The following is a 22,942-nucleotide window of genomic DNA, read 5'->3' on the forward strand; positions in this document are numbered from 1 at the left end:
GCTTGATCGACCGCGGTCGGCGGGCCACATGGATGGCATGCTGATCGAAACCGAACCCACGCCCAATCCGGCAACGCTGAAGTTCCTGCCGGGCCGCACCGTCATGGACGCCGGTACACGGGATTTCGCCACGCCCGATGAGGCAGAGGCATCTCCGCTGGCCAAGGCGCTGTTCGACCTTGGCGATGTGACCGGCGTGTTCTTCGGACGCGATTTCATCTCGGTCACGATTGCGCCGGGCGCCGCATGGCATGAGGTGAAGCCGGACGTCCTGTCGATCCTGATGGATCACTTCACCGCGCAGATGCCATTATTCCGCACCGGCGGTACCGCCGGGTTCAGCGTGCCGGCGGAGGAGGAAAGCTTCTCGGATGACCCCGCCGATGCCGAGATCGTCGCGCAGATCAAGGAGCTGATCGAGACCCGCGTGCGCCCAGCGGTGGCCAATGACGGCGGTGACATCGTGTATCGCGGGTTCGACCAGGGCAAGGTATACCTGCGCATGCAGGGCGCCTGCTCGGGTTGCCCCTCCTCGACCGCGACGCTGAAGAACGGCATCGAACAGCTGCTGCGTTATTACGTGCCCGAAGTGACCGAGGTTCGCGCAATCTGATCGTGAGGGGCGCTGCTGTCGCCGGCATCGCCCAGCCTTGTCACGCCCGACCTCGCCCACGCCGCACGTCGTACCGGGCGTCGGTCTGCCCCTTTTTCTGATGGAGAATCCGTTTGGCCACCCCGCTCGATGACGTCGCGCTCGATCAGTTGTTCCGCACCGCCCGGACCTACAACGGCTATACCGACGAGCCGGTACGCGAGGAGGAGCTGCGTGCGATCTGGGACCTGATGAAGATGGGACCGACCAGCGCCAATCAGCTGCCTGCCCGCCTAATCTGGTGCACAACGCCGGAGTCGAAGGAGAAGCTAGCGTCCTTCGCGAGCAGCACCAACGCCGACAAGATCCGCCAGGCGCCTGTGACGGTCATCATCGGCATGGACGTGAATTTCCATGAGCACCTGCCCGACCTCTTCCCGCATACCGATGCCAAGAGCTGGTTCGACGGCAACACTGAACTGCGCGAGGCTTCCGCGTTCCGCAATTCCTCGCTTCAGGGCGGCTATTTCATCCTCGCCGCTCGGGCGCTTGGCCTCGACACCGGTCCGATGAGTGGCTTTGACGCTGCGGAAGTCGACAAGGCGTTCTTTGCCGATCAGCCGGGCGTTCGAACCAACTTCATCTCGACCCTCGGCCACGGCGATCCGGCCACCATCTTCGAACGCAGCCCACGCCCGGACTTCGAGAGGTTCAACCGCATCGCCTGATAATCGTGTCGGCAGAGGCCCGGTCTGATTAGGGGTTGAGCCACGGTGCGGCTTTGGCAAAGGGATGTGATGCAGCGTACCCTTGTCATCGATACCGCCACCGCCGCCTGCTCTGTTGCCCTGCTGGAGGGCGATCAGGTGATCGCCGCAGGCCATGATGTGGTCGGGCGCGGTCACGCCGAACGGCTGGTGCCGATGATTGCGGCTCTCCCGGACGGCGGCCGCGCTGACGAGATCCTGGTCGATGTCGGGCCGGGCAGCTTCACCGGCATCCGGGTGGGCATCGCCGCCGCGCGCGGCCTGGCGCTGGGCTGGGGCGTGCCGGTTCGCGGCTATTCTTCCACCGCGCTGCTGGCGGCGGCGGCGATCGCCGATGGCGTGAAAGCCCCGCTTGCGGTCGTGCTTGAAGGGGGCCACGGTGAGGTGTTCATGCAAGGCTTCACCGCCCTTCCGCTGCAACCCAGTGATCCGCTCGTGTCCCTGCGGCCCGACGCTGCCATCCGCGCGCTGGGAGACCGGCCGGCGGTCGGCAGCGGCGTTCGCTGGCTGTTGCCGATCGATCCCGGCTTGCAGGCCCACGATGCCCTGCCGGACGCCTCGCGCGCGCATCTGCTGCCCGCGTCGCTCGCCGACTTGCCGCCACGCCCGCTGTACGGCCGCGCGCCCGACGCGAAGCTGCCGGCGTGAGCACCCGTATGCACATGATCGAGCTGACCCGCGGCTCGCCCGGCGACATCGCAGCGGTCGAGCAGGTGATGGCCGACGCGTTCGATGCAAGGTTCGGTGAGGCATGGACCCGCGCCCAATGCCTGGGCATCCTCGGCATGCCGGGAGTCTGGCTGACCCTAGCCAAGATCGACGGCGAGATCGCCGGCTTTGCCTTGACGCGCGCGATCGTCGACGAGGCCGAGCTGCTGCTGATCGCCACCTCGCCCCGCTTTCGTCGCAAGGGTGTGGGGGCAGCGCTGTTGCGCAGCGTGATCGCCGATGCACGCGCGCGAGGTGCGGTTCGCCTGCATCTCGAAGTGCGCGCCGGCAATCCGGCCACTCACCTTTATAGCAGCCACGGCTTCGCCAAGGTGGGGGAACGCCGCGCCTATTACCGGGGCCGCGGCGGCGAAGCCTTCGACGCGCACAGCTATGCGGTCGCGCTAACCTAGGCTTGTTGCGAGTCGATAACGCTTTCGACCTGCGCCCTCAGCGACTACATGGATGCCATGCCACGCAAGATTGATCTCGAAGCCCTCTGTCAGGAAAAAGGCCTGCGCATCACCGAGCAGCGTCGGGTTATCGCCCGCGTCTTGTCAGAAGCCGACGATCACCCCGACGTGGAAAAGGTATATGAACGCGCCTCGGCGATCGATCCGGGCATCTCCATCGCGACGGTGTACCGCACGGTGCGCCTGTTCGAGGAAGCGGGCATCCTTGATCGCCATGATTTCGGCGACGGACGTGCCCGCTACGAGCCCTCGCCCGAAGCTCATCACGACCATCTGATCGACGTCGAGACGGGCAAGGTGATCGAGTTCGTCGATCCCGAGCTGGAATTGCTGCAGAAGCAGATTGCGGAGCGACTGGGCTTTCGCCTCGTCGATCATCGGATGGAGCTGTACGGCGTCAGCCTGAACCGCAAGGACTGACCTTCAACGGCCTTCTGCAGGCCGCTACCCCTATTCGGCCATGAAGAACGAGCTCGCGCTGAGCGTGAGCCCGGGCGGGTATGCCCAGGCTCACGCTCAGCACGCCGCGCATCAGGATGGCTGGAACACGCCGCAGGCGATGCGGGCGCCGCTATTGCCTGACGGGTCGGTCTTCAGATCGTCCGCATCGGCATGGACCACGAAGGCAGCACCATCGGTGTCGAGCAGCCCGGCCATCGTCGCGCCGGGGATCGTCGCGGCCACCGTGCCGCGGCCGGCCGAATCGATAATCAGATTGGGAACGTCGCCCTGATGGGGGCCCTGCGGGTTCATCGTCCCGTGCTTCGCGCCCGTCGGGTTCCAGTGGCCGCCAGCCGTTTCGAAGCCGGGAGCATCACAACGACCGGTCGTGTGGACATGGGCGCCGTGTGTTCCCGCCGGCATGCCCTTTGCGTCGACCGTGAAGCGCAGGCCGCCCGTGACTTCGCTGGCGGTGACGCGGCCGACATCGGCGCCGGCCGCAGTGCGCAGCATCGCAACCGCCGTCGCGCCGCCCGCGGTCGGCATGCCGGTTTCCAGCTTACCCTCATCACATGCAGCCAGTGCCAGGACGCATGCGCCCAGTCCGGCGATCGTGAAGCTCTTCATCATGTTCTCCCGTTTCGAGGACGAAACGAGGACTGGAACAGCCGGTTCCATGACGCAATCACGATCAAGGCTGCTGCGCTCCCTCGCGACCGGGGTGGCGATCAGCTCCGGCCCCGGGCGATCAGTGTGACGAGGCGACGGCATTGCACGCGCTGCCGCAGGATGGCCGCGACGAGGACGACGTTCAGGATGGTCAGTTCCACGAGGAAGAACCACATCGGACTCCCGGCGATCATGCTGAGGCCAAGGATGATCGTCCGCGGGTTGGCGCCGAGCACCCCCGGCAGGAACAGGAAAGATGGCCCAACCTCGCGCGCCAGCCTCGCGATCCGCTGCCGCTCGGCCGGATCGACTTCAGCGCCGGCGACAATCGCGTTCACCTTGGCCGTGGCGCCGGTCAACACGTGCGAAACCCCTAGATACGCCTTGCCGAGCGCGCCGCCGACGCCGGTCGGCGCGCTGCGATTGTGCTGGAGCCATGGCACGCCATAGGCCCACCATTGGTAGCTGCGCCGCGAACTCTCCGCGAAGACCGACTGGATGATGCGCGATCCGCCCGCCCCGACCGCAAGTACCCATGCGAATGCCCCGAGCGTATCATCGAGCAGCGCGCCGAGCAGAAGGTAAAGGACGACGTGGCCGCCGTAATCGCACAATCCGTCGACCACCTCGCCGCTCGGGCTCGCACGTCCGGTCAGCCGCGCGAGATCACCGTCGGCACCGTCCACGACATGCCACAACAGGTGGAGAGCGAACCCAGCCGCGATCGCTGCCGGCGTGCCGATCCGCGCGTAGAGGATGCCCGTTGCGACCACCATCATCGCCCCGAACACCGAAACCATGTTGGGCGTGATCGGAGTCGCGGCCAACGCTCGCGCCAGCCGCCGCGCCGCGGGATGATAAAGCGTCCTGTTGAGAAACCCTTGCAACTCGCGTGGCTTTCCGGTCACGCTTGGCTGCAGTTCGATCGTTGCCACTTTTCGTGTCCCCTTGCCGGCCCTCTACCACCGGCATGGTTTGCTTGACAGGCGTCGCGTATCTGTCACCACGCTGCCATTCATTTGTCACGTCGGGAACTGTTTCCCGGCGCTTCGGGGTTCAAGAGAATGGCGACGATCAAGGTGGCGGTTATCGGTGTCGGCAACTGCGCATCCAGCCTGGTTCAGGGCAAGTATCATTATGCTGCCAGCAACACGGCCCATGGCCTGATCCACGAGGAAATTGGCGGCTACCGCGTTTCCGACCTGGAATTCGTGGCGGCGTTCGACGTTGATTCCCGCAAGGTGGGGCTCGATCTCGGCCAAGCCATCTTTGCCAAGCCGAACTGCACCAAGGTGTTCCATGCCGATGTGCCGGCCACCGGCACGATCGTGAAGATGGGCGCGAAGCTGGACGGCGTCGCGCCGCACATGCTGACCGCGGCAAACGATCGAGGCTTCGAGGTGGATGAAACCCGCGACGCCACCAAGGCCGAGATCGTTCAGACGATCAAGGATTCCGGCGCCGAGATCCTCGTCAACTTCCTGCCCGTCGGCAGCCAGGACGCGACCGAATTCTACATGGAATGCGCGCTTGAGGCAGGCGTGGGCGTGGTGAACTGCATGCCCGTGTTCATCGCGAGCCGCCCAGAGTGGGAAAAGAAGTTCGCCGACGCCGGCCTGCCGATCATCGGGGACGACGTGAAGGCGCAGGTGGGTGCGACCATCGTCCACCGCGTTCTGTCCAACCTGTTCAAGCAGCGCGGCGTGACGATCGATCACACCTATCAGCTGAACACGGGCGGCAACACCGACTTCATGAACATGCTCGATCGCAATCGCCTGTCGAGCAAGAAGGAGTCGAAGACCGAGGCGGTTCAGGCCGTGCTGAGCGAGCGCCTCGCGGATGAGAACATCCACGTCGGCCCGTCGGACTACATCCCCTGGCTGCACGACAACAAGCTGTGCTTCCTGCGCCTCGAGGGCAACCTGTTCGGCGACGTGCCGATGAACCTGGAGCTTCGTCTCTCGGTCGAAGACAGCCCGAATTCGGCTGCTGTGGTGGTGGACGCGATCCGCTGCGTGAAGGTTGGCCTCGATCGCGGCATTGCCGGCGCGCTCACCGGTCCGTCGGCGTTCTTCTGCAAGCACCCGCCGGAGCAGTTCACCGACGACGTCGCAGCGCAGATGACCGACGATTTCATCCAGGCCGAATCGCCGCTCGCTGCCGAGTAAGTGAAAGCGCTGATCGTCGCAGCCGGCTTTGGCAGCCGGCTGCGCGCCGTTTCTCCCTCCAAGCCGCTGACCGAAGTCGCGGGCGTTCCGATGATCGCTCGCGTCATCGACGCAGCACGTGCTGGCGGCGCGACGGAGTTCGTGGTGGTCACTGGCCATGAAGGCGAACGCCTGAGCGGGTTCCTCGCCCGCCTTGACCCGGCCATCACCTGCGTCGCGACGCCGGATTGGGCACAGCCCAACGGCCATTCCGTCCTGACCGGCGCCGCGGTAATTGGGCCGGAGCGCCATCTGCTGATGATGGCGGATCATCTGTTCGACCCGGAGATCGTACGATCCGCCATCGCGGCCGTGCCAGCAGCGCTGACTCTTGCGGTTGATCGCAACCTCGACAATCCGCTTGTCGACCTGGACGATGTTACGCGCGTGCGGACGCAAGGCGACCGGATCGTCGCGATTGGCAAGCATTTGGACGGTTACGACGCGTTCGATTGCGGCATCTTCTGTGTCGACGGCCGGTTCCACGACGCGCTCCGGGCCGCAATTGCGGAGGGCCGCGCCGGCTCGATCTCCGATGGCGTAACGGCACTGGCGCAGACCGGCGATGCACGGGTCGTTGATGTCAGCAATCGCTGGTGGCTCGACGTGGATGATCCGCGCGCGCTGGCACAGGCAGAGGCTCATTGGGCGAGCGCGCTGAGCGCCTGATAACATCTCGCAAGAGAAACCAGCCGGCGCATGGCTGGTTGTCGCCACTCCACGGGAGAAGCGGCAATGACACAGGCGCAAATCTATCGCGAGTTGAAGGCGGATCACGACAAGCAGCGCGAGATGCTGAAGCAGCTCGGCGAGCTTCAGGGTGCCTCCGGAGAGCGCCAATCGCTGTTCGAGAGCTTCCGGCTGGAATTGCAGAGCCACGCCGCGGCGGAGGAGGAAGCGCTATATTCGGTCATGCTTGCCGACCCTGAGCTGCGTGACGATGCGCGCCATTCGGTCGCCGAGCACAAGGAAGTTGATGATCTGCTCGGCGAGATGATGGCGATCGAGTTCGGCTCCGAGGAATGGGAGCAGAAGTTTGACCATATGCGCCACCGCTACGAGCATCATATCGACGAGGAAGAGGAGGACATGTTCCCCGCCGCTGAAGCCGAGCTGGACGATGAGGTGGAGGCGAAGATCGCGGCGACCTATGAGGAGCGCAAGCCCAAGGAACTGGAGATTGCGCGTGAGAACCCGCCGGGCGGTGATGAGCGCGACTGAGGCGCTGCCGCACCATGCGGATCGTCACTCTGTCGGCACCCGACGACTTTGATGGATGGCGCGAGGCGGCACGTGGCTTGATGAGCCAAAGCGTGCCGCCGGATGATGTCGTGTGGCAGGTCGGCGGTGAGACGACCGATCTGTTCGCCGCAGCGAGGGCGCCCACGCCCGCTGAGGCCGCGCCGGGCGCACCAGCGGCGAGCGCCTTCAAGGTACCCCGCTCGTTCATCGACCTTGGCCGCAGTGCCATCCTTCACCGCGATCCCGAGCGGTTCGCCATGCTCTACACCTTGCTCGACCGGCTGCGGCGAAGGCCCGGGGTGATGGAAGATCATGCCGACCCGCTGCTGCGCCGGTTGGAAGGTCTGGCGAAACAGGTTCGGCGAGACATCCACAAGATGCGCGCCTTCCTGCGCTTCCGCGAAGTGGCAGATGCAGATGGTGGGGATGCCGAGCAGGGGCGCTATGTGGCCTGGTTCGAGCCGGAGCACCATATCGTCCGCGCCAACGCCGCCTTCTTCGTCAACCGCTTCGGCAGCATGCGCTGGTCGATCCTGACGCCGGAGGTGTCGCTACATTGGGACGGAAGCGCACTGCAGGAGGGACCGGGCGCGACGAAAGCGGATGCGCCGCAGGGCGATCCGGTTGAGGAGGTCTGGAAGACCTATTATGCCTCCATCTTCAACCCCGCGCGGGTGAAGGTGGGCGCGATGCTCAAGGAGATGCCGCGCAAATACTGGAAGAACATGCCGGAGACCGCTCTGGTGCCCGACCTGCTCGCCACGGCGCAGAAACGGGAGAGTGGCATGATCGAAAAGGCGAGGACGATGCCGGGCAACAACAGCGAGGCGGCGTGGCAGGCGCTTCGGGAGGAAGCTCTCAGTTGCACCCGCTGCCACCTGTACAAGCACGCGACACAAACGGTGTTCGGCGAGGGCCCTCTCCACGCCAGCATCATGTTCGTGGGCGAACAACCGGGCGATCAGGAGGATCTGGCGGGTCACCCGTTCGTCGGCCCCGCGGGTCATTTGTTCGATCGTGCGCTGGCCGAGGCCAGGATCGATCGCGCGCAAACCTATGTCACCAATGCGGTGAAGCATTTCAAGTTCGAACCCCGTGGCAAGAGGCGGATCCACGCAAAGCCCGACGCGGGTGAGATCGAGGCGTGCCGATGGTGGATCGAACAGGAACAGGCGCTGCTGCGTCCCAAAGTGACAGTTGCGCTGGGTGCGACGGCCGCACGCTCGCTGTTCGGGAAGGTGATGACGATCAGCCGCGAGCGGGGACGGCCGCTTCGCCTGCCGGGTGATGGCGGTGACGCCTGGATCACGGTCCATCCCAGTTACCTGCTGCGACTGCCCGACGAGGCCGCGCGATCCAGCGAATACGCGCGGTTCGTGGAAGATTTGCGCCGGATCGGCGAAATCGCCGCCTGAAGCGCGCGGCAGCAGCCGACTGTCGTGCCGTCGCCTCGGCACCACACGCATCTCGATTGACCGGCCTGTCGCCTTCCCCCACAGGCGCCGCATGTTCGAGAAGATACTTGCTGCCCTCGCCATCTTCACGGTCGGCGTGATCCGTGCCGGTGGCTATTGGGGAATCGTGCTGCTGATGGCGATCGAAAGCGCCTGTATTCCGCTACCCTCGGAGATCATCATGCCCTTCGCCGGCTATCTGGTCTCGACGGGCGAGATGAACATCTATCTGGCGGCAACCGCGGGCGCCTTCGGGTGCAATGTCGGGTCAGTGGTCGCTTATGAGATCGGGCGGCGCGGCGGGCGGCCCTTGGCAGAAAAGTGGGGCAAATATGTTCTGGTCGGCCCGGGCGAACTCGACATGGCGGACCGGTTCTTCAATCGCTGGGGCGCAGCGGCGATTCTGATTGGCCGGATGCTGCCGATCATCCGGACCTTCATCGCCTTCCCGGCCGGGGTAGCACGCATGAAGCTGATTCCCTTCCACGTCTACACGTTCATCGGCTCCTGGCCGTTCTGCTACCTGCTGGCGTGGATCGGCGCTCAGCTGGGCCAGTCATGGAACAACGATCCGCGGCTCAAGGCCTTTTTCCATCAGGCGGACCTGGCGATCGGGCTGACGCTCGTCGCGGCCGGCGGGTTCTACCTCTGGCACAAGCTGCACGGCCTTAAGAAGAAGCACTGAAGCTATCGGGAGGGGCATGACGCAGCGCCGGATGCGCCACCGTCCTTCCGGGACCAGCCTAGCGCAAGCCCAACAATTTGTGGGTTTGCAGCGACAATCGCCACCGAGGACGTTCCATGACCTTCGCCATCGCAGCAGCCTGGTTGGTGACGGCATTGGGATCATCGAGCGGCTGCAGGAGGAAGTGACGGAATCCCCACTTCTCCATCGCCTCCAGGTCCGTGCCGGGCTGCGGCCATACCACCTTCAGTTCGTCGCCACTACGCTGTACGGTTTCACTGCCGGCCTTGGGGCTGATGCAGACCCAATCGATCCCCGGATGAACGGGGAGCGTGCCGTTACTCTCGATTGCCAGGAAGAAGCCGGCGGCGTGCAGCGCGTCGACCAGCGCATCGTCCACCTGCAGCATCGGCTCGCCGCCGGTCAGGACCACGAAGCGGTCCTGCTCGCCGCCGTCCCACATGGCCACCACCGCAGCGACTAGCGCATCGGCATCAGCGAAACGGCCACCGCCCAGCCCGTCCATGCCGACGAAATCGGTGTCACAGAATTTGCAGATTGCGGTGGCGCGATCCTCTTCCCGGCCGCTCCACAGGTTGCAGCCGGCGAACCGGACGAATACCGCCCGGCGACCAGCCTGAACGCCCTCGCCCTGGAGCGTCAGGAACATTTCCTTGACGGCATAACTCATCGTCAGGGCGCCGGCGGTGTCGTCGCGTAAGCAGTCGGATCAACGATCCCCGCGTCCTGGAACCCCTTGTGCCGCAGGCGGCAGCTGTCGCACAGCCCGCAATGCAGACCGCCGGGCGCCGGATCGTAGCAGGACCAGCTCAGCCCCAGGTCCAGACCCAGTCTATCGCCTTCACGCACGATATCCGCCTTTGTCATATGCTGCAGCGGTGCCTGAATCCGGAAGGCATGACCCTCCACCCCCGCCTTGGTGGCGAGTTCTGCAAGGTTCTCGAAACCGGCGATGAACTCGGGGCGGCAGTCGGGATAGCCGGAATAATCGAGCGCGTTCACACCAATGTAGAGCGCGCGGGCGCCCACCGTCTCCGCCCATGCCAAAGCGAGGCTGAGGAAAACGGTATTGCGGGCCGGCACGTAGGTGATCGGTATCCCCTCCCCGACCCCATCCTTCGGTACGTCGATATCGGCAGTCAGCGCCGAGCCACCGAATGCGGAAAGATCGATCGGGAGCACCACGTGCCGAACCGCGCCAAGCTGACGTGCGATTTGCCGCGCCGCGGCGAGCTCCACCTGGTGGCGCTGGTTGTAATCGATCGATAGCGCATAGAGGCGATATCCGGCCTCCCGCGCCAAGGCAGCAGAAATCATCGAGTCCAGGCCGCCCGATACAAGGACGACGGCAGATGGTTGATCGTTGGTCATGATCGCGCGGCGGCTAGGCTCATCAGTGGCATGATGCAAGGAATGAGGCCGAAGAAAACGGCCGTCCGCACAGGCGAACGGCCAGGAAGTCCCGGCTAGAGGACTGAACTAGGGAGAGAAGTGCTCGGCTAGAAGCACGTCGTCAGCTTAAGGATCGATCGTTAAGATCGTGCTAACGAATGCCCGGCACCTGCCCGTCGGATCAGCCGGCAAGCTCCTCAACGGGAACGGGAAACACAGTCGAGCAAAAGGCGCAATCGACCCCGATCACCCCGTTCTCATCCGCCATGGCGAGACGTTCGTCGTGGGGGAACTTCGCCAACACGCCGCGGATGTGCTCCAGGGTGCACCGGCAGCCGCGCGAGAGGGCGGTATCCGCAAGGACGCGAACCTCATCCTCCTCGTTGAACAGGCGCCACAGCAGCGTTTCGAGCGGTAGCGACGTATTAGCCAGCTCATCCGCGCCCATGGTGGCACCCAGCGCCGCCACATGCTCCCATTCAGGATGATCGAGCTTGGTATGGAGACGCGCGCGACCTTCTTCGCCCTCGGGAAGATGCTGAAGCAGCAGGCCGCCGGCGACGCAGCGCCCGTCCTGCTTGGCAAAGCCGACGCGGACCTGCGTGGGGATCTGCTCGGACTGAGCGAAATAACTCTGCACGGCATCGGCGAGGCGATCGCCATCGAGCGGAACGATGCCCTGGTAGCGCTCCTTGGTGGTCGCCAGATCGAAGGTGATCGCGAGATAGGCCTGACCGAACAAATCCACGAGCGCCGGATCTTTCGGGGCGGCCGCCAACAGGTCGGCATCGAACTGCACGTAACCGCGAATTTCGCCGCCCCGATAATCGCAGACGAGCAAGCGAACGACGCCCGTCTCGCTCTGGGTCTGGAGCGTCAGCTGACCGTTGGCGTCCTTCAATGTCGCGCCGACCAAGGCGGTGACGGTCAGCGCCTCCGCGAGGAGCGACTCGATGACCGGCGGATAGGCGTGGGCGGCGAGGATTTCGTCGAGCACCGGGCCGAGGCGCACCATCCGGCCGCGGGCATTCTGGCCCGGGATGGTGAAGCCAATCGCGCGGTCAAAATCAGGTTTGACGGTCTGCATGCTGTTCATTCAAGCCTTGCCCGCTGCAACTCCGCCCACGCAAGCGTGAGCGCCCTAGCCAATCCGGGGAGAACGGGGATGGCAGCCTAGATGGTGCGGGAGAAGATCGGGATCAACCGATCTGGCCCAAGCACCAGCGCAGAATGGATTTTTGCGCGTGCAGCCGGTTTTCCGCCTCTGCCCAGATCAGCGATTGCGGACCATCGATGACGTCGGGCGTCACCTCTTCCCCGCGGTGCGCGGGGAGGCAGTGGAGGAACTTCGCATCGGGCTTGGCGGCCGCCATCAGCGCGGCATCGACCTGGAACGGCATCATGGCCGCGAGCTTGGTGTCGGCATGCGCCTGGCCCATCGAGATCCAGGTGTCGGTGACGACGATATCGGCGCCTTCGACGGCCTCGCGCGCATTACCGACGACCTTTGCGCGGCCCTTGCCGAGCGCGAGGTCTTCTTCCGTGGGCTGGTAGCCCTGTGGGCAGGCAGCGACGACATCGAACTGCATCAGCCCAGCCGCCTCGACGATGGATGCCAGGACGTTGTTGCCGTCGCCGAGCCACGCGACTTTCAGGCCGGGGAGCGACTTGCCCTGTTCGATGATGGTGAGGAGGTCGGCCGCGATCTGACACGGATGCGACGCGTCGGTGAGGCCGTTGATGACCGGGACGCTGGCGTAATGCGCCATTTCCTCGACCTTGGCGTGATCGTCGGTGCGGATCATGATCGCGTCGACATAGCCCGACAGGACGCGGGCGGTGTCGGCCACCGTCTCGCCGCGGCCGAGCTGCATCTGGCCCGCCTCCATCACGATCGACTGGCCGCCGAGCTGGCGCACCGCCATGTCGAAGGAGACACGGGTGCGGGTGGAATTCTTCTCGAAGATCATCGCCAGGACGTGACCGGCGAGCGGGGCGTCGGCGTCCACGCGGCCCTTGGTCCAGCCGGCGCGGGCCTTCTTGCGATCGAGCGCGTCCGCGAGAATGGCGGCGAGGCCATCGGCACCGGCGTCCGACAGGTTCAAGAAATGGCGGGTCACTTCAACTCCTCCAATGGCCTCAGGCGCATTATGGGTGGCCGCTATCCGGCGAAAATCGGCCTCGATCCAAACAGGCGCGGCCAGATCCGTCCGAACGGCTCCGGCGCATGGCACCGGAGCCTTTTCCGTCAATCGTCGCTGGCGGGAACGTAGACGCGCGCCGCTTCGCTCAGCTTCTCGATACACTCGGCGATGTGGCTTTCGTCGATCACCAGCGGCGGCAGGACGCGCACGACATTCTCGCCGGCGGAGACCAGCAGCAGGCCGTGGTTGTCGCGGGCGAACTCGACGAAGCGGCGGCTGTCGCTCTTGAGCTTCAGGCCGAGCATCAGGCCGTGGCCGCGCACGCTGTCGAACAGGTGATCGTGGTTGGGGATCATCTGTTCGAGGCCCGAGCGCAGCCGCTCACCCATCTGGGTCACGCGATCGAGGAAGCCGTCCTCCAGGATCACGTCGAGCACTGCCTCGCCCGCGGCCATCGCGAGCGGGTTGCCGCCATAGGTGGAGCCGTGGGTGCCGATCACCATGCCCTTGGCCGCTTCCTCGGTAGCGAGGCAGGCGCCGAGCGGGAAACCGCCACCGATGCCCTTGGCCGATGCCATGATGTCGGGCGTGATGCCGTAGAGTTCGTGCGCGAACAGCTTGCCGGTGCGGCCATAGCCCGCCTGCACTTCATCGAGCACCAGCAGCAGGCCGTGTTCGTCGCACGCCTTGCGCAGGCCCTTGAGGAACTCGGGCGTCGCCGCGCGGATGCCGCCTTCGCCCTGGATCGGTTCGACCAGGAAGCCGGCAGTGTTTTCATCGATCAGCGCCAGCGCGCCTTCGAGATCGTTGAACTCGGCATATTTGAAGCCCGGCAGCAGCGGCTCGAACCCGTCACGCATCTTGGCCTGGTTGGTGGCCGAGATGGTGCCCATGGTGCGGCCGTGGAACGCCATCGAGAAGGTGATGAGGTCGTGGCGCTGCGGATTGCCATTGGCGAAGTGATAGCGGCGCGCGGTCTTGATCGCACATTCCACCGCCTCGGCGCCCGAATTGGTGAAGAACACCGTGTCGGCGAAGGTGTTGTCGACCAGACGCTGCGCGAACTGTTCACCCTGCGGGCTGCCGTAGAGGTTGCTGACGTGCATCAGCGTGGCGGCCTGATCGGCAATCGCCTTCACCAGTTTCGGATGGCCATGGCCGAGCGCGTTCACCGCGATGCCGCTGGCGAAATCCAGGAAACGGCGGCCATCCTCGCTGATCAGATGGCACCCCTCGCCTCGCACTGGCCGCACCCCGCAGCGGGGATAAACGGGCATCAGGGCGGTGATCGACACGGGGCGTCTCCTTGAAAGAGTAAGGGCGGCCCAACAGGGACCGCCCTGACGCCCTGATACGGATTCGGTGCCGGGGGCGTCAACACCGTGAAAGGCGTGACGCCATAACCGGCGGATCAGCCCTTCGCCGCGTCCAGCGCCTGCGCCAGATCGGCGAGGATATCGTCGACATGTTCGAGCCCGATCGAGAGGCGGACGTAGCCAGCGGACACGCCGGTCGCGAACTGTTCCTCCTCCGACAATTGCGAATGGGTGGTGGAGGCGGGATGGATCGCGAGGCTGCGCGCGTCGCCGATGTTGGCGACATGGTAGAACAATTGCAGCGCATCGATGAAGCGGCGGCCGCCGTCGCGACCGCTGGCAAGCTCGATCCCGATCAGGCCGCCCAGACCCCCGGTCAGGTAGCGATCGGCGCGCGCGCGCTGCTTCCCCTCCTGAACCGAGGGGTGGATGATGCGGGTGACGTCCGGGCGGCCCTTCAGGAAATCGACCACCTTCAGCGCATTGTCGCAGTGGCGCGGCATGCGCAGCGGCAGCGTTTCCAAGCCCTGCAGGATCTGGAAGGCGTTGAACGGCGAGAGCGCGGCGCCGAGATCGCGCAGCAGGACCGTGCGGGCGCGTAGCGCATAAGCGATCGGGCCGAGCGGCTTTGCCGCCTCCGCCCAGACGGCGCCGTGATAGCTGGGATCGGGCGTGTTGAGCAGCGGCTGACGCTCAGGATAGGCCGACCAGTCGAAATTGCCGCCGTCGACGATCATGCCGCCGATCGAGGTCCCATGGCCGCCGATATATTTGGTGGTCGAATAGACGACGATCGCCGCGCCATGATCGAGCGGGCGGGCAAGCAGCGGGGCGGCGGTATTGTCTACGATGAGCGGGATGCCGAGCTCACGCCCCGCGGCGGCAATCTCCGCCAGCGGTGGGACAACCAGCTTCGGATTGGGCAAAGTCTCGACATACCAGGCGCGGGTGCGATCGTCGGAGGCAGCGGCGAAGGCGCCCGGGTCGCTCGGATCGACGAAACGGGTCTCGATCCCCATGTCGCGCAGCGTGTTGGCGAAGAGATTGTAGGTACCGCCGTAGAGGTCGGTCGCGCTGACGATATTGTCGCCGGCGCGGGCAAGGTTCTGCACCGCATAGGCCGACGCTGCCTGTCCGGAGGCGACCGCGACCGCCGCCGCGCCGCCCTCGATCGCGGCAATCCGCTGTTCGAGGATGTCGGTCGTCGGGTTGCCGATGCGGGTGTAGATGTTGCCGAGTTCCTGCAGTGCGAACAGCCCGGCGGCATGATCGGCATCGCGGAACTGGTAGGAGGTCGTCTGGAAGATCGGCGGTGCCACCGACCCGGTGGCGGGATCCGCGCGCCAACCGGCATGCAGCGCCAGCGTTTCCGGACGGTAATTGGCCTTGCTCACGAACACTCTCCCTTGGCTTGGTTGCGGACAGGCTATCGCCTCCACCCGCAATCGCGAACCTAGAAAGGGTTTCGATCCCCCAAGATGGTATCGCCGTGGCGCCAGAGCGAGTGGCGCGTGCGACGATCCCCCCTTCCCCGGCGATGCCCGGCCGGAGTATCCATGTGTGTTAAGTGATCAACACAGACGAATGGAGCATGTCACATGGCCGGTCCCTGGTCCCATCACGCCCGCACCGGGCTGTCGGACGATATCGATTTCGAGATCAAGGGACAGGAATTGCAGTTCGTCGAGATCGAACTGGACCCGGGCGAAAGCGCGGTCGCCGAGGCGGGGGCCTTCGTGTGGAAGGATGCCTCGATCGAGATGACCACCGTCTTCGGTGATGGGTCCGGCGGCAGTGATGGCGGGTTCATGGGCAAGCTGCTGGGGGCGGGCAAGCGCCTCGTCACCGGTGAAAGCCTGTTCACCACCGTCTTCACCCATCGCGGATCGGGCAAGGCGCGGGTCGCCTTCGCCAGCCCGACGCCGGGGACGATCCTGCCGATCCGCCTCGCTGACCTGGGCGGCACGCTGATCTGCCAGAAGGACAGCTTCCTTGCGGCGGCGAAGGGCGTGTCGATCGGCGTCGCGTTCCAGCGGCGGATGATGACCGGGCTGTTCGGCGGCGAAGGCTTCATCATGCAGAAGCTGGAGGGCGATGGCTGGGTGTTCGTTCAGATGGGCGGCACGCTGGTGGAGCGCGAGCTTGCCCCCGGCGAGCAATTGCACGTCGATACCGGCTGCCTTGCCGCGTTCACGCCCTCGGTCGATTTCGACCTGGAGATGGTGCGCGGCGTGAAGAGCATGATCTTCGGCGGCGAGGGCATGTTCTATGCGCGGCTGACCGGGCCGGGGAAAGTGTGGGTTCAGTCGCTGCCCTTCGCACGGCTTGCCGGACGGATGATGGCCGCAGCGCAGGGCGGCGGCGGCAACCGCGGCGAAGGATCGGCGCTGGGCGGGTTCGGCGATTTCATCGGCGGCAATCGCTAGCCGCGCAACTGGGGCGGCGACCGGCGTCGCCCCGCGATTTCGGGAGGTAGCCATGCTGGATCATGTAAGCATCGCGGTGGGCGACCTGCGGCGCTCGCTGGCCTTCTATGACAAGGCGCTGGCGCCGCTCGGCATCACGCGGGTCATGGTGCAGGGCGGCAGCGAAGAGTTGCCCGACCAGGTGGGCTATGGCGTCGGACCCAAGCCGTTCCTGTGGATCGCCAAGGGACGGGCGATCAGCGGCGCCATCCATATCGCGGTTGCGGCCCCCGACCGGGCCAGCGTTGACGCCTTTCACGCGGCGGCGCTGGCGGCCGGCGGGCAGGACAATGGCGCGCCCGGCCTGCGGCCCCATTACCATCCGGGCTATTACGCTGCCTTCGTGCTCGATCCCGACGGGTGCAATCTGGAGGCCGTCCACCACAGTTTCTGAGGCGTGGCGGGCGGCCCCCGATGCTCAGCCGGCGGCGGCGTCGATCACCGCGGCGGTCATGCGCGAGAGGCAGATGAGCTTGCCCGCATCATCCTCGATCCGGATCGTCCAGACCTGAGTCGTGCGGCCGAGCTGCTCCGCCTTCGCGGTGGCGTGGACATAGCCGTCGCGCGCGGCGCGCACGTGATTGGCGTTGATGTCGAGCCCGACCGTCACCTTGCCGTCGGGCACGGCCATCGCGCCGGCGACCGATGCGACCGTTTCGGCCAGCACCACCGAGGCGCCGCCGTGGAGGCGGCCGAAGGGCTGATGCACCTTCTTGCCGACCGGCATTCGCGCGCGCAGCCAGTCATCGCCGTGATCGGTGAACTCGATCTCCAGCAGCCCGGGGAGGACGCCCTCCCCCAATGTGTTGAGCTGCGCGAGGTCGATCGGGCGGGTCCAGATCGCCATCAGTAGGACCGTCCGATCAGCACGCGCTCGACCGCCGGGCCGCCGGTGAAGATGCAGGGTGCGCCGGGGTGGCCGGTCTGTCCCATCGGTGCGTTGCGGATGGTGAGCTTCAGCGACTTCAGCCGCTCGACCACCTTGTCGAGTTCGGCGCCGGTCGGGCGCGACCAGGCGACGTCGGCCCAGCCGGGCTTCGCCGCGCTGTCGGCGAACATCGCCTCGACGCCGGCCCAGTCATCGACCGGGCTGATGCTGGCCTTCAGCCGCTCGGACGCCTCCTTGTGGAGCGCGACCTGGATATCCTCGAGCATTGCGCCGGCCTGTTCGACGAACGTGTCCCGCGTGACGATCGCGCTGTCGAGCTTGCCATCCTCGCGATAAAGGCGGTCGCGGCGGACGACCGAGACGTTGCCGCCGGCCATGTCGCGCGGGCCGACCTCGACGATGATCGGCGCGCCCTTCTTCACCCAGCCCCAGCGCTTCGTCGCGGCCTTGGCGGGCTTCAGGTCGAGCAGCGCGCGGACCGGCTCGCCAAGCGCGGTCTGCTTCGCGAGCGAGGCCTGCAGCGCCTTGCAATAATCGACCAGCTCCGCGTCCTCAGGCTTGTCGCGCAGCATGGGGACGATCACGATCTGCCACGGGGCGATGCGCGGCGGCACGCGCAGGCCGTCGTCGTCGCCATGCACCATGATGACGCCGCCGATCATTCGGGTCGAGACGCCCCAGCTGGTGGTGTTGGCGAACTCAAGCTCGCCATTCGCATTCTGGAAGCGGATGTTCTGCGCATGGGCGAAATTGGTGCCGAGGAAGTGGCTGGTGCCCGCCTGGAGCGCCTTGCCGTCCTGCATCATCGCCTCGATCGAATAGGTCGCGACGGCGCCGGGGAAACGCTCATTCTCCGGCTTCTCGCCAGCGACGACCGGGAGCGCGAGGCAGTTTTCGGCGAAGTCGCGATAGACCTCGAGCATCTTGAGCGTCTCGTCGCGCGCCTCATCGGCGGTGGCGTGGGCGGTATGCCCTTCCTGCCAGAGGAATTCGCTGGTGCGCAGGAACATGCGGGTGCGCATTTCCCAGCGGACGACATTGGCCCATTGATTGATGAGCACGGGGAGATCGCGCCACGACTGCACCCAGCGCGAGAAAGCGGTGCCGATCACCGTCTCGCTGGTGGGGCGGACGACCAGCGGCTCCTCCAGCTTCGCCTCGGGGTCCGGCGTCAGGCCGCCCTTGCCGTCGGCGACGAGGCGATGGTGAGTGACGACCGCCATCTCCTTCGCAAAGCCTTCGACATGCTCGGCCTCCTTCTCGAAATAGGAGAGCGGGATGAAGAGCGGAAAGTAGCAGTTTTCGTGGCCGGTCGCCTTGATGCGATCGTCGAGCAGGCGCTGGATTCGTTCCCAGATGCCATAGCCCCATGGCCGGATGACCATGCAGCCGCGCACGCCCGATTCCTCGGCGAGGTCGGCTTCCGAAATGACGGCCTGGTACCAGGCGGCGAAATCCGCCTCGCGCGTGACGGGGAGTGCATGCTTGATCATCAGGCGCGGATAGCGGCGCTTGGCGCCATGTGCCAGATGGCAGTGCGGCCTCCGCTTTCCCCTAACTGAAGAGACGCGCATCTCCGGGAAGCGGGATCTTGATAACGCCGCACACCATCTGGGCGCGAAAGAAGCGTAAGCGCCCTCGGTCCTGGTAATCCGCCTCGTGAACCATCCAACCTAGGTCTCTCGTTTCGTTGATGGGGGCGCATTCTGCCAGGCCAACAGCGTCCTCCAGCAATCGTATCTGACCGGGATGTTGCGCACTGCCGAGGTAGACTGATGCGCCCTTGCGGATTTGTTGCCTGAACATGCCCCGGTGACGTTCGGGTTCATCCAAGGCGCCAGCGCGGGACGTCATCACGAAGTGTGCGTCGATCCGGTAGGCCACGTCACGCAGAGAAATAGAGCGCGCCCGGGCGCCGCAATCCAGATCAAGTGCCTGCTCCGAAAAGCGGACGGGCCGAAGCACGCTGATCGAGTCGATCATCCACCGTATTGCAGGGCGCCAATGCACGCGATCGAGCACCCCACGCGCTGCCGAGGGCGTCAAGACGTCGTAGCTTATTTCATCCCGATAGAACTCTGGCCGGGGAAAGCATGCACTTTCACCCGAAAGCACGACCTGTATCGCGGAATTCTCCATACGTTCTTTGTGTGTTCGCATCTTTCTGCCCTGAACAGGTTCTTGGCCCATTCCGGATTATTCCGATTGTGGTGGAGCAGCCTGCTGACGGACACTTCTGATCAGCCGCATGGCTTTGATCAGGAAGAACGCGATGACCTTGAACAAGATCGTTGTAACGGTGTCTGCTTACGCCCGCTCACCATATTCAATCTGTATCGCATCCGGCCCGGAGCAAACGTTGAGGAGCGCGACAAAGTCGCGAGTTGCGGGCCGCAAGTCCACAAAATCAAAAAGCTGCACTTGCTGCCCGCAATAGCATTTCTCCCCGAGAGCATCGTCGCATATGCGCGGGGACAATGCCCGCTGTCACCGAGTCCCCCGCACGCGCCATCGGCCTGCGCCTTACGTCCGTCGCGCTGTTTGCGACGATGAACGCGGTGATCAAGGTGGCGGAGGCTGAGGGTGCGGGGCTGGGCGAGATCCTGTTCTGGCGGCAATTCGGCGCGGCGTTGCTGGTGGTGTCGATCGTCGGGACGGGGCCGGGATTTGCCTCGCTCAAGACGCAGCGGTTCGGGGCGCATGTGCTTCGCTGCGTAATCGGGCTGACGGCGATGACGCTGACCTTCTGGACGTTGCTGCTGCTTCCCTTGGCGGAGGCGACGACGCTGGGGTTCTCGATGCCGATCTTCGCGACCGTGCTGGGCGCATTGTTGCTGCACGAAGCGACCGGGTGGCGTCGCTGGGCGGCGGTGCTGGCGGGGTTCGTCGGGGTGCTGATCGTGACTCAGCCGGGGGACGGACATATCCCGCCGCTGGGCATCGCGACCGGGCTTGGCGCGGCGTTCGGCACCGCGTGCATCTCCATCCTGCTGCGGACGCTGGGCAATTCGGAGGCGGGGCTGACCACCGTGTTCTGGTTTTCCACGCTGTCGCTGGTGCCGCTGTCGGTGGTGTACGCCGTGTCGGTGAAGGCGCATCCGCCGCTGGTGTGGGTGCTGCTGCTTGCGATCGGCCTGCTGGGCGGGGTGGCGCAGATCGCGATGACTCGGTCGCTGCAACTGGGTGACGTCAGCCTGGTGGTGCCGATGGATTATACCGCGCTGCTGTGGGCGACGCTGTTCGGCTGGCTGGTGTTCGGGATGCTGCCGGTGCCGAGCACGTGGCTGGGCGCGCCGATCATCATCGCATCGGGCCTTTACATCGTGTGGCGCGAGCATGTGCGGCGGCAGAAGGAGACGAAGGGCGCGATTTCGATGGAGTGACGGCTTGCGGGGATGGTGATGATCGGACACCTAGCCTGACATGCCCTTCGTCACCTCGCTGGCGCTTGTCGCCGCCGCCGTCGCCCCTGCCCCTGCCGCCACCGCCGCGGATGCCGCCTTTGACGCCATCTGGCGCGCGGAATGGACGTGGCGGCAAGGCGAGGGACTGGCGGATGCTGGCCCGGGCGTGGTGGATGACCGCCTGCCCGACGTGTCCGCCGAGGCGCACGCCAGGCGGCTCGCTTATTGGAAGGGGACGCTGGCGAAGCTCGACGCGGTCGATACCAAGCGGCTGTCGCCCGACACGCTGATCGACTGGCAGGTCTATCGCGCGCAGATCGCCGCGCTGATCGACGAGGAGCAGTTCCGCGAGTGGGAGAAGCCGCTGAACGGCGACAGCGCGTTCTGGAGCGACCTGCACTATACCGCGCGCGGCAGCTTCGCCGGGGGCGAGAAGGACTACCGCCGCTATCTGAGCTGGCTGCGCACCGTGCCGCGCTACCTGGGCCAGCAGACCGACAATATGCGGCTGGGCCTGAAGCGCGGCTTCACCCCGCCCGCCGTCATCATGCAGGGCCGCGACAAGGCGGTGGAGACGATCGCGACGGCGACCGACCCGACGACGGTGGTCTATTACCAGCCGTTCGCCAAGCTGCCCGCCTCCATCCCGGCCGATCGCCGCGCGGCGTTGCAGGCCGAGGCGCGCGCGATCATCGCCGGGGAGATCGTGCCGGCGCACAAGACGCTGCTGACGTTCCTGCGCGGCGAATATTTCCCGGGCATGACCGACGAGCTGGCGGCGACGCGCTATGACAATGGCCAGGCCTATTACCGCAGCCGGATCCGCGCCTTCACCACGCTGGACATGACGCCCGACGCGATCCACGCGCTGGGCCTGGCCGAGATCGCCAAGATCCGCGCCGAGATGGAGCAGGTGAAGAAGGACGCCAAGTTCGACGGCGACCTGCCCGCGTTCCTGAAGTTCCTGCGCACCGACCCGCAATTCTACCCCAAGACCGCCGACGAGCTGATGAAGGAGGCGGCGTGGCACGCCAAGCGCTTCGACGCGATGGCGGGCAAGTGGTTCGGCCGGCTGCCGCGGCAGCGGTTCGCGATCATCGAGGTGCCGCCCGATATCGCGCCCTTCTACACCGCCGGGCGTGGTGGACCGGGAACGTATCTGGTCAACACCTATGACCTGCCGTCACGGCCGCTGTTCCAGCTGCCCGCGCTGACGCTGCATGAAAGTGCGCCCGGCCATGCGTTCCAGATGCCGCTGTCGATCGAGAACACCACGCTGAAGCCGTTCCGACGCAACAGCTATATCTCCGCCTTCGGTGAAGGATGGGCGCTGTACACCGAGCGGCTGGGCGACGAGATGGGTTTCTATCGCACGCCCTATGAGCGGTTCGGGATGCTGTCGTATCAGGCGTGGCGCGCGGCGCGGCTGGTGATCGATACGGGTATCCACGCCAAGGGCTGGACCCGCGACCAGGCGCTGCAATATTTCCGCGAGAATACCGCGCTGAGCGAGCATGAGATCACGACCGAGGTCGATCGCTACATCGGCTGGCCGGGACAGGCGCTGAGCTATTACCTGGGCCAGCTGGCGGTGCAGCGATCGCGCGCCAAGGCGGAGAAGGCGCTGGGCGACCGGTTCGACATCCGCAACTTCCACGATCTGGTGCTGAGCCTTGGCAGCGTGCCGATCCCGGTGCTGGAGGCGCGCGTCGACCGCTTCATCGCGGAAGGGGGACCATCGCCCTACCCCAAGGAACCCGCCGCCTGACGCCGAGCGTTTAGCCCGGCATGGATGACAATCTGGCGCTGGGCCTAAAACGGTCGGCCGAAATGGCCGCGGTGTTCATGATCGGCGACGGCCTGCTCGGGCTACTGCAGCCCAAGCGGCATGTCGCGCTGTGGCGATCGGAGGTCGACGCGGTGGACGCCCTGGTCCGCCCGTTCGGCGGCCATCCCGGACGGCGGCGGCTGTACGGGCTGGCGCAGATCGGCGCGGGGATCGTGCTGGCGGCTTCGCTCAGGCCGAAGCGGAACAGCGACTGACGGTTGTCCGATCGGCCGGCGTGCTGA

26 protein-coding genes are annotated in these 22,942 nt (G+C 65.5%); 15 read left to right on the forward strand and 11 right to left on the reverse strand.

Annotated features, from left to right (window positions below; genetic code table 11):
• Window positions 1–37 precede the first annotated feature (37 nt).
• From ACH0BU_RS13385 to ACH0BU_RS13405, 5 genes are all read left to right on the forward strand, one after another.
• Entirely contained in the window at window positions 38–613 is a 576-nt protein-coding gene (locus ACH0BU_RS13385; RefSeq protein ID WP_296217944.1) for a NifU family protein, read from the forward strand.
• Window positions 614–726: 113 nt separating this feature from the next.
• Complete coding sequence (locus ACH0BU_RS13390; protein WP_046410874.1) at window positions 727–1,320, forward strand: malonic semialdehyde reductase; 594 nt, start codon at window positions 727–729, stop codon at window positions 1,318–1,320.
• Window positions 1,321–1,389: 69 nt separating this feature from the next.
• Complete coding sequence (gene tsaB / locus ACH0BU_RS13395) at window positions 1,390–2,007, forward strand: tRNA (adenosine(37)-N6)-threonylcarbamoyltransferase complex dimerization subunit type 1 TsaB (protein ID WP_314470333.1); 618 nt, start codon at window positions 1,390–1,392, stop codon at window positions 2,005–2,007.
• An 8-nt stretch (window positions 2,008–2,015) separates the two neighbouring features.
• The gene (gene rimI, locus ACH0BU_RS13400) at window positions 2,016–2,480 is read left to right on the forward strand and encodes a ribosomal protein S18-alanine N-acetyltransferase (RefSeq protein WP_296218028.1); all 465 of its coding nucleotides are present in this window, start codon (window positions 2,016–2,018) and stop codon (window positions 2,478–2,480) included.
• 57 nt (window positions 2,481–2,537) lie between these two features.
• Window positions 2,538–2,960 (forward strand): Fur family transcriptional regulator, encoded by a 423-nt coding sequence (locus ACH0BU_RS13405; protein ID WP_046411805.1) that lies wholly within the window; start codon window positions 2,538–2,540, stop codon window positions 2,958–2,960.
• 111 nt (window positions 2,961–3,071) lie between these two features.
• Here ACH0BU_RS13405 and ACH0BU_RS13410 read toward each other — a convergent pair whose 3' ends face one another.
• Window positions 3,072–3,608 carry a superoxide dismutase family protein gene (locus ACH0BU_RS13410; RefSeq protein WP_046411807.1) on the reverse strand — a complete coding sequence of 179 codons (537 nt, stop codon included), beginning with the start codon at window positions 3,606–3,608 and terminating at the stop codon, window positions 3,072–3,074.
• Between the two features lie 101 nt (window positions 3,609–3,709).
• Window positions 3,710–4,585 (reverse strand): CDP-alcohol phosphatidyltransferase family protein, encoded by an 876-nt coding sequence (locus ACH0BU_RS13415; RefSeq protein WP_241212624.1) that lies wholly within the window; start codon window positions 4,583–4,585, stop codon window positions 3,710–3,712.
• A gap of 129 nt (window positions 4,586–4,714) precedes the next feature.
• Between ACH0BU_RS13415 and ACH0BU_RS13420 the strand changes: the two genes are divergently transcribed.
• From ACH0BU_RS13420 to ACH0BU_RS13440, 5 genes are all read left to right on the forward strand, one after another.
• Window positions 4,715–5,821, forward strand: a complete 1,107-nt coding sequence (locus ACH0BU_RS13420) for an inositol-3-phosphate synthase (RefSeq protein ID WP_125945732.1) — start codon at window positions 4,715–4,717, stop codon at window positions 5,819–5,821.
• Entirely contained in the window at window positions 5,822–6,529 is a 708-nt protein-coding gene (locus tag ACH0BU_RS13425; protein ID WP_125945733.1) for a phosphocholine cytidylyltransferase family protein, read from the forward strand. It begins immediately after the preceding gene.
• A 66-nt stretch (window positions 6,530–6,595) separates the two neighbouring features.
• Window positions 6,596–7,081 carry a hemerythrin domain-containing protein gene (locus ACH0BU_RS13430; RefSeq protein ID WP_046410885.1) on the forward strand — a complete coding sequence of 162 codons (486 nt, stop codon included), beginning with the start codon at window positions 6,596–6,598 and terminating at the stop codon, window positions 7,079–7,081.
• A 14-nt stretch (window positions 7,082–7,095) separates the two neighbouring features.
• Complete coding sequence (locus ACH0BU_RS13435; RefSeq protein WP_296217933.1) at window positions 7,096–8,517, forward strand: UdgX family uracil-DNA binding protein; 1,422 nt, start codon at window positions 7,096–7,098, stop codon at window positions 8,515–8,517.
• Window positions 8,518–8,608: 91 nt separating this feature from the next.
• Window positions 8,609–9,241, forward strand: a complete 633-nt coding sequence (locus ACH0BU_RS13440; protein ID WP_046410888.1) for a DedA family protein — start codon at window positions 8,609–8,611, stop codon at window positions 9,239–9,241.
• A gap of 58 nt (window positions 9,242–9,299) precedes the next feature.
• Here the strand turns inward: ACH0BU_RS13440 and queE are convergent, their stop codons facing one another.
• The 6 genes from queE to ACH0BU_RS13470 form a co-directional block, all read right to left on the reverse strand.
• Window positions 9,300–9,932 carry a 7-carboxy-7-deazaguanine synthase gene (gene queE / locus ACH0BU_RS13445; protein WP_296217930.1) on the reverse strand — a complete coding sequence of 211 codons (633 nt, stop codon included), beginning with the start codon at window positions 9,930–9,932 and terminating at the stop codon, window positions 9,300–9,302.
• Window positions 9,933–9,934: 2 nt separating this feature from the next.
• Window positions 9,935–10,633 carry a 7-cyano-7-deazaguanine synthase QueC gene (gene queC, locus ACH0BU_RS13450; RefSeq protein ID WP_125945736.1) on the reverse strand — a complete coding sequence of 233 codons (699 nt, stop codon included), beginning with the start codon at window positions 10,631–10,633 and terminating at the stop codon, window positions 9,935–9,937.
• A gap of 202 nt (window positions 10,634–10,835) precedes the next feature.
• Window positions 10,836–11,741 carry an Hsp33 family molecular chaperone HslO gene (gene hslO / locus ACH0BU_RS13455; protein WP_145120306.1) on the reverse strand — a complete coding sequence of 302 codons (906 nt, stop codon included), beginning with the start codon at window positions 11,739–11,741 and terminating at the stop codon, window positions 10,836–10,838.
• Window positions 11,742–11,853: 112 nt separating this feature from the next.
• Complete coding sequence (gene argF, locus ACH0BU_RS13460; RefSeq protein WP_296217925.1) at window positions 11,854–12,774, reverse strand: ornithine carbamoyltransferase; 921 nt, start codon at window positions 12,772–12,774, stop codon at window positions 11,854–11,856.
• Between the two features lie 128 nt (window positions 12,775–12,902).
• A complete protein-coding gene (locus ACH0BU_RS13465) occupies window positions 12,903–14,093 on the reverse strand; it encodes an aspartate aminotransferase family protein (RefSeq protein ID WP_125945738.1) in 1,191 nt (396 codons plus the stop codon).
• 116 nt (window positions 14,094–14,209) lie between these two features.
• Complete coding sequence (locus tag ACH0BU_RS13470) at window positions 14,210–15,508, reverse strand: O-acetylhomoserine aminocarboxypropyltransferase/cysteine synthase family protein (protein WP_500264165.1); 1,299 nt, start codon at window positions 15,506–15,508, stop codon at window positions 14,210–14,212.
• 204 nt (window positions 15,509–15,712) lie between these two features.
• Here ACH0BU_RS13470 and ACH0BU_RS13475 point away from each other — a divergent pair, with 204 nt between their 5' ends.
• Together ACH0BU_RS13475 and ACH0BU_RS13480 are read left to right on the forward strand one after the other, a co-directional pair.
• A complete protein-coding gene (locus ACH0BU_RS13475) occupies window positions 15,713–16,540 on the forward strand; it encodes a TIGR00266 family protein (RefSeq protein ID WP_046410897.1) in 828 nt (275 codons plus the stop codon).
• Window positions 16,541–16,592: 52 nt separating this feature from the next.
• A complete protein-coding gene (locus ACH0BU_RS13480) occupies window positions 16,593–16,973 on the forward strand; it encodes a VOC family protein (protein ID WP_314470319.1) in 381 nt (126 codons plus the stop codon).
• A 24-nt stretch (window positions 16,974–16,997) separates the two neighbouring features.
• Here ACH0BU_RS13480 and ACH0BU_RS13485 read toward each other — a convergent pair whose 3' ends face one another.
• The 3 genes from ACH0BU_RS13485 to cas5c all read right to left on the reverse strand — a co-directional run bounded on the left by ACH0BU_RS13485 (window position 16,998) and on the right by cas5c (window position 19,658).
• The gene (locus tag ACH0BU_RS13485) at window positions 16,998–17,426 is read right to left on the reverse strand and encodes a hotdog fold thioesterase (RefSeq protein WP_125945741.1); all 429 of its coding nucleotides are present in this window, start codon (window positions 17,424–17,426) and stop codon (window positions 16,998–17,000) included.
• On the reverse strand, window positions 17,426–18,961 hold the full coding sequence (gene proS, locus ACH0BU_RS13490) for a proline--tRNA ligase (protein WP_314470316.1): 1,536 nt from the start codon (window positions 18,959–18,961) through the stop codon (window positions 17,426–17,428). The genes ACH0BU_RS13485 and proS overlap by 1 nt, the downstream gene beginning before the upstream one ends.
• Before the next feature lie 61 nt (window positions 18,962–19,022).
• Window positions 19,023–19,658 (reverse strand): type I-C CRISPR-associated protein Cas5c, encoded by a 636-nt coding sequence (cas5c, locus tag ACH0BU_RS13495; protein WP_500264166.1) that lies wholly within the window; start codon window positions 19,656–19,658, stop codon window positions 19,023–19,025.
• A 287-nt stretch (window positions 19,659–19,945) separates the two neighbouring features.
• Here cas5c and ACH0BU_RS13500 point away from each other — a divergent pair, with 287 nt between their 5' ends.
• From ACH0BU_RS13500 to ACH0BU_RS13510, 3 genes are read left to right on the forward strand one after another with little or no spacing between them, the layout of a single operon-like run.
• Entirely contained in the window at window positions 19,946–20,851 is a 906-nt protein-coding gene (locus tag ACH0BU_RS13500) for a DMT family transporter (protein ID WP_500264167.1), read from the forward strand.
• A 40-nt stretch (window positions 20,852–20,891) separates the two neighbouring features.
• Window positions 20,892–22,640 (forward strand): DUF885 domain-containing protein, encoded by a 1,749-nt coding sequence (locus tag ACH0BU_RS13505; RefSeq protein WP_296221870.1) that lies wholly within the window; start codon window positions 20,892–20,894, stop codon window positions 22,638–22,640.
• Between the two features lie 20 nt (window positions 22,641–22,660).
• Complete coding sequence (locus ACH0BU_RS13510) at window positions 22,661–22,915, forward strand: hypothetical protein (RefSeq protein WP_296221868.1); 255 nt, start codon at window positions 22,661–22,663, stop codon at window positions 22,913–22,915.
• Window positions 22,916–22,942 lie beyond the last annotated feature (27 nt).

Origin of the sequence: Sphingomonas olei (genome assembly GCF_045369765.1) — a bacterium.
In the GTDB taxonomy this organism is placed as follows: domain Bacteria; phylum Pseudomonadota; class Alphaproteobacteria; order Sphingomonadales; family Sphingomonadaceae; genus Sphingomonas; species Sphingomonas panaciterrae.

Excerpts from the sequence above, each read along its gene's own strand:
- ACH0BU_RS13430 (WP_046410885.1), top strand. The coding sequence starts at position 6,596 with ATGACACAGGCGCAAATCTATCGCGAGTTGAAGGCGGATCACGACAAG.
- ACH0BU_RS13475 (WP_046410897.1), top strand. The coding sequence starts at position 15,713 with ATGGCCGGTCCCTGGTCCCATCACGCCCGCACCGGGCTGTCGGACGAT.
- queE (WP_296217930.1), bottom strand. The coding sequence starts at position 9,932 with ATGAGTTATGCCGTCAAGGAAATGTTCCTGACGCTCCAGGGCGAGGGC.
- ACH0BU_RS13440 (WP_046410888.1), top strand. The coding sequence starts at position 8,609 with ATGTTCGAGAAGATACTTGCTGCCCTCGCCATCTTCACGGTCGGCGTG.
- ACH0BU_RS13405 (WP_046411805.1), top strand. The coding sequence starts at position 2,538 with ATGCCACGCAAGATTGATCTCGAAGCCCTCTGTCAGGAAAAAGGCCTG.
- proS (WP_314470316.1), bottom strand. The coding sequence starts at position 18,961 with ATGATCAAGCATGCACTCCCCGTCACGCGCGAGGCGGATTTCGCCGCC.
- queC (WP_125945736.1), bottom strand. The coding sequence starts at position 10,633 with ATGACCAACGATCAACCATCTGCCGTCGTCCTTGTATCGGGCGGCCTG.
- ACH0BU_RS13385 (WP_296217944.1), top strand. The coding sequence starts at position 38 with ATGCTGATCGAAACCGAACCCACGCCCAATCCGGCAACGCTGAAGTTC.
- ACH0BU_RS13420 (WP_125945732.1), top strand. The coding sequence starts at position 4,715 with ATGGCGACGATCAAGGTGGCGGTTATCGGTGTCGGCAACTGCGCATCC.
- ACH0BU_RS13480 (WP_314470319.1), top strand. The coding sequence starts at position 16,593 with ATGCTGGATCATGTAAGCATCGCGGTGGGCGACCTGCGGCGCTCGCTG.
- ACH0BU_RS13410 (WP_046411807.1), bottom strand. The coding sequence starts at position 3,608 with ATGAAGAGCTTCACGATCGCCGGACTGGGCGCATGCGTCCTGGCACTG.
- ACH0BU_RS13505 (WP_296221870.1), top strand. The coding sequence starts at position 20,892 with ATGCCCTTCGTCACCTCGCTGGCGCTTGTCGCCGCCGCCGTCGCCCCT.
- rimI (WP_296218028.1), top strand. The coding sequence starts at position 2,016 with ATGCACATGATCGAGCTGACCCGCGGCTCGCCCGGCGACATCGCAGCG.
- ACH0BU_RS13435 (WP_296217933.1), top strand. The coding sequence starts at position 7,096 with ATGCGGATCGTCACTCTGTCGGCACCCGACGACTTTGATGGATGGCGC.
- ACH0BU_RS13510 (WP_296221868.1), top strand. The coding sequence starts at position 22,661 with ATGGATGACAATCTGGCGCTGGGCCTAAAACGGTCGGCCGAAATGGCC.
- cas5c (WP_500264166.1), bottom strand. The coding sequence starts at position 19,658 with ATGGGCCAAGAACCTGTTCAGGGCAGAAAGATGCGAACACACAAAGAA.
- ACH0BU_RS13500 (WP_500264167.1), top strand. The coding sequence starts at position 19,946 with ATGCCCGCTGTCACCGAGTCCCCCGCACGCGCCATCGGCCTGCGCCTT.
- hslO (WP_145120306.1), bottom strand. The coding sequence starts at position 11,741 with ATGCAGACCGTCAAACCTGATTTTGACCGCGCGATTGGCTTCACCATC.
- tsaB (WP_314470333.1), top strand. The coding sequence starts at position 1,390 with ATGCAGCGTACCCTTGTCATCGATACCGCCACCGCCGCCTGCTCTGTT.
- ACH0BU_RS13485 (WP_125945741.1), bottom strand. The coding sequence starts at position 17,426 with ATGGCGATCTGGACCCGCCCGATCGACCTCGCGCAGCTCAACACATTG.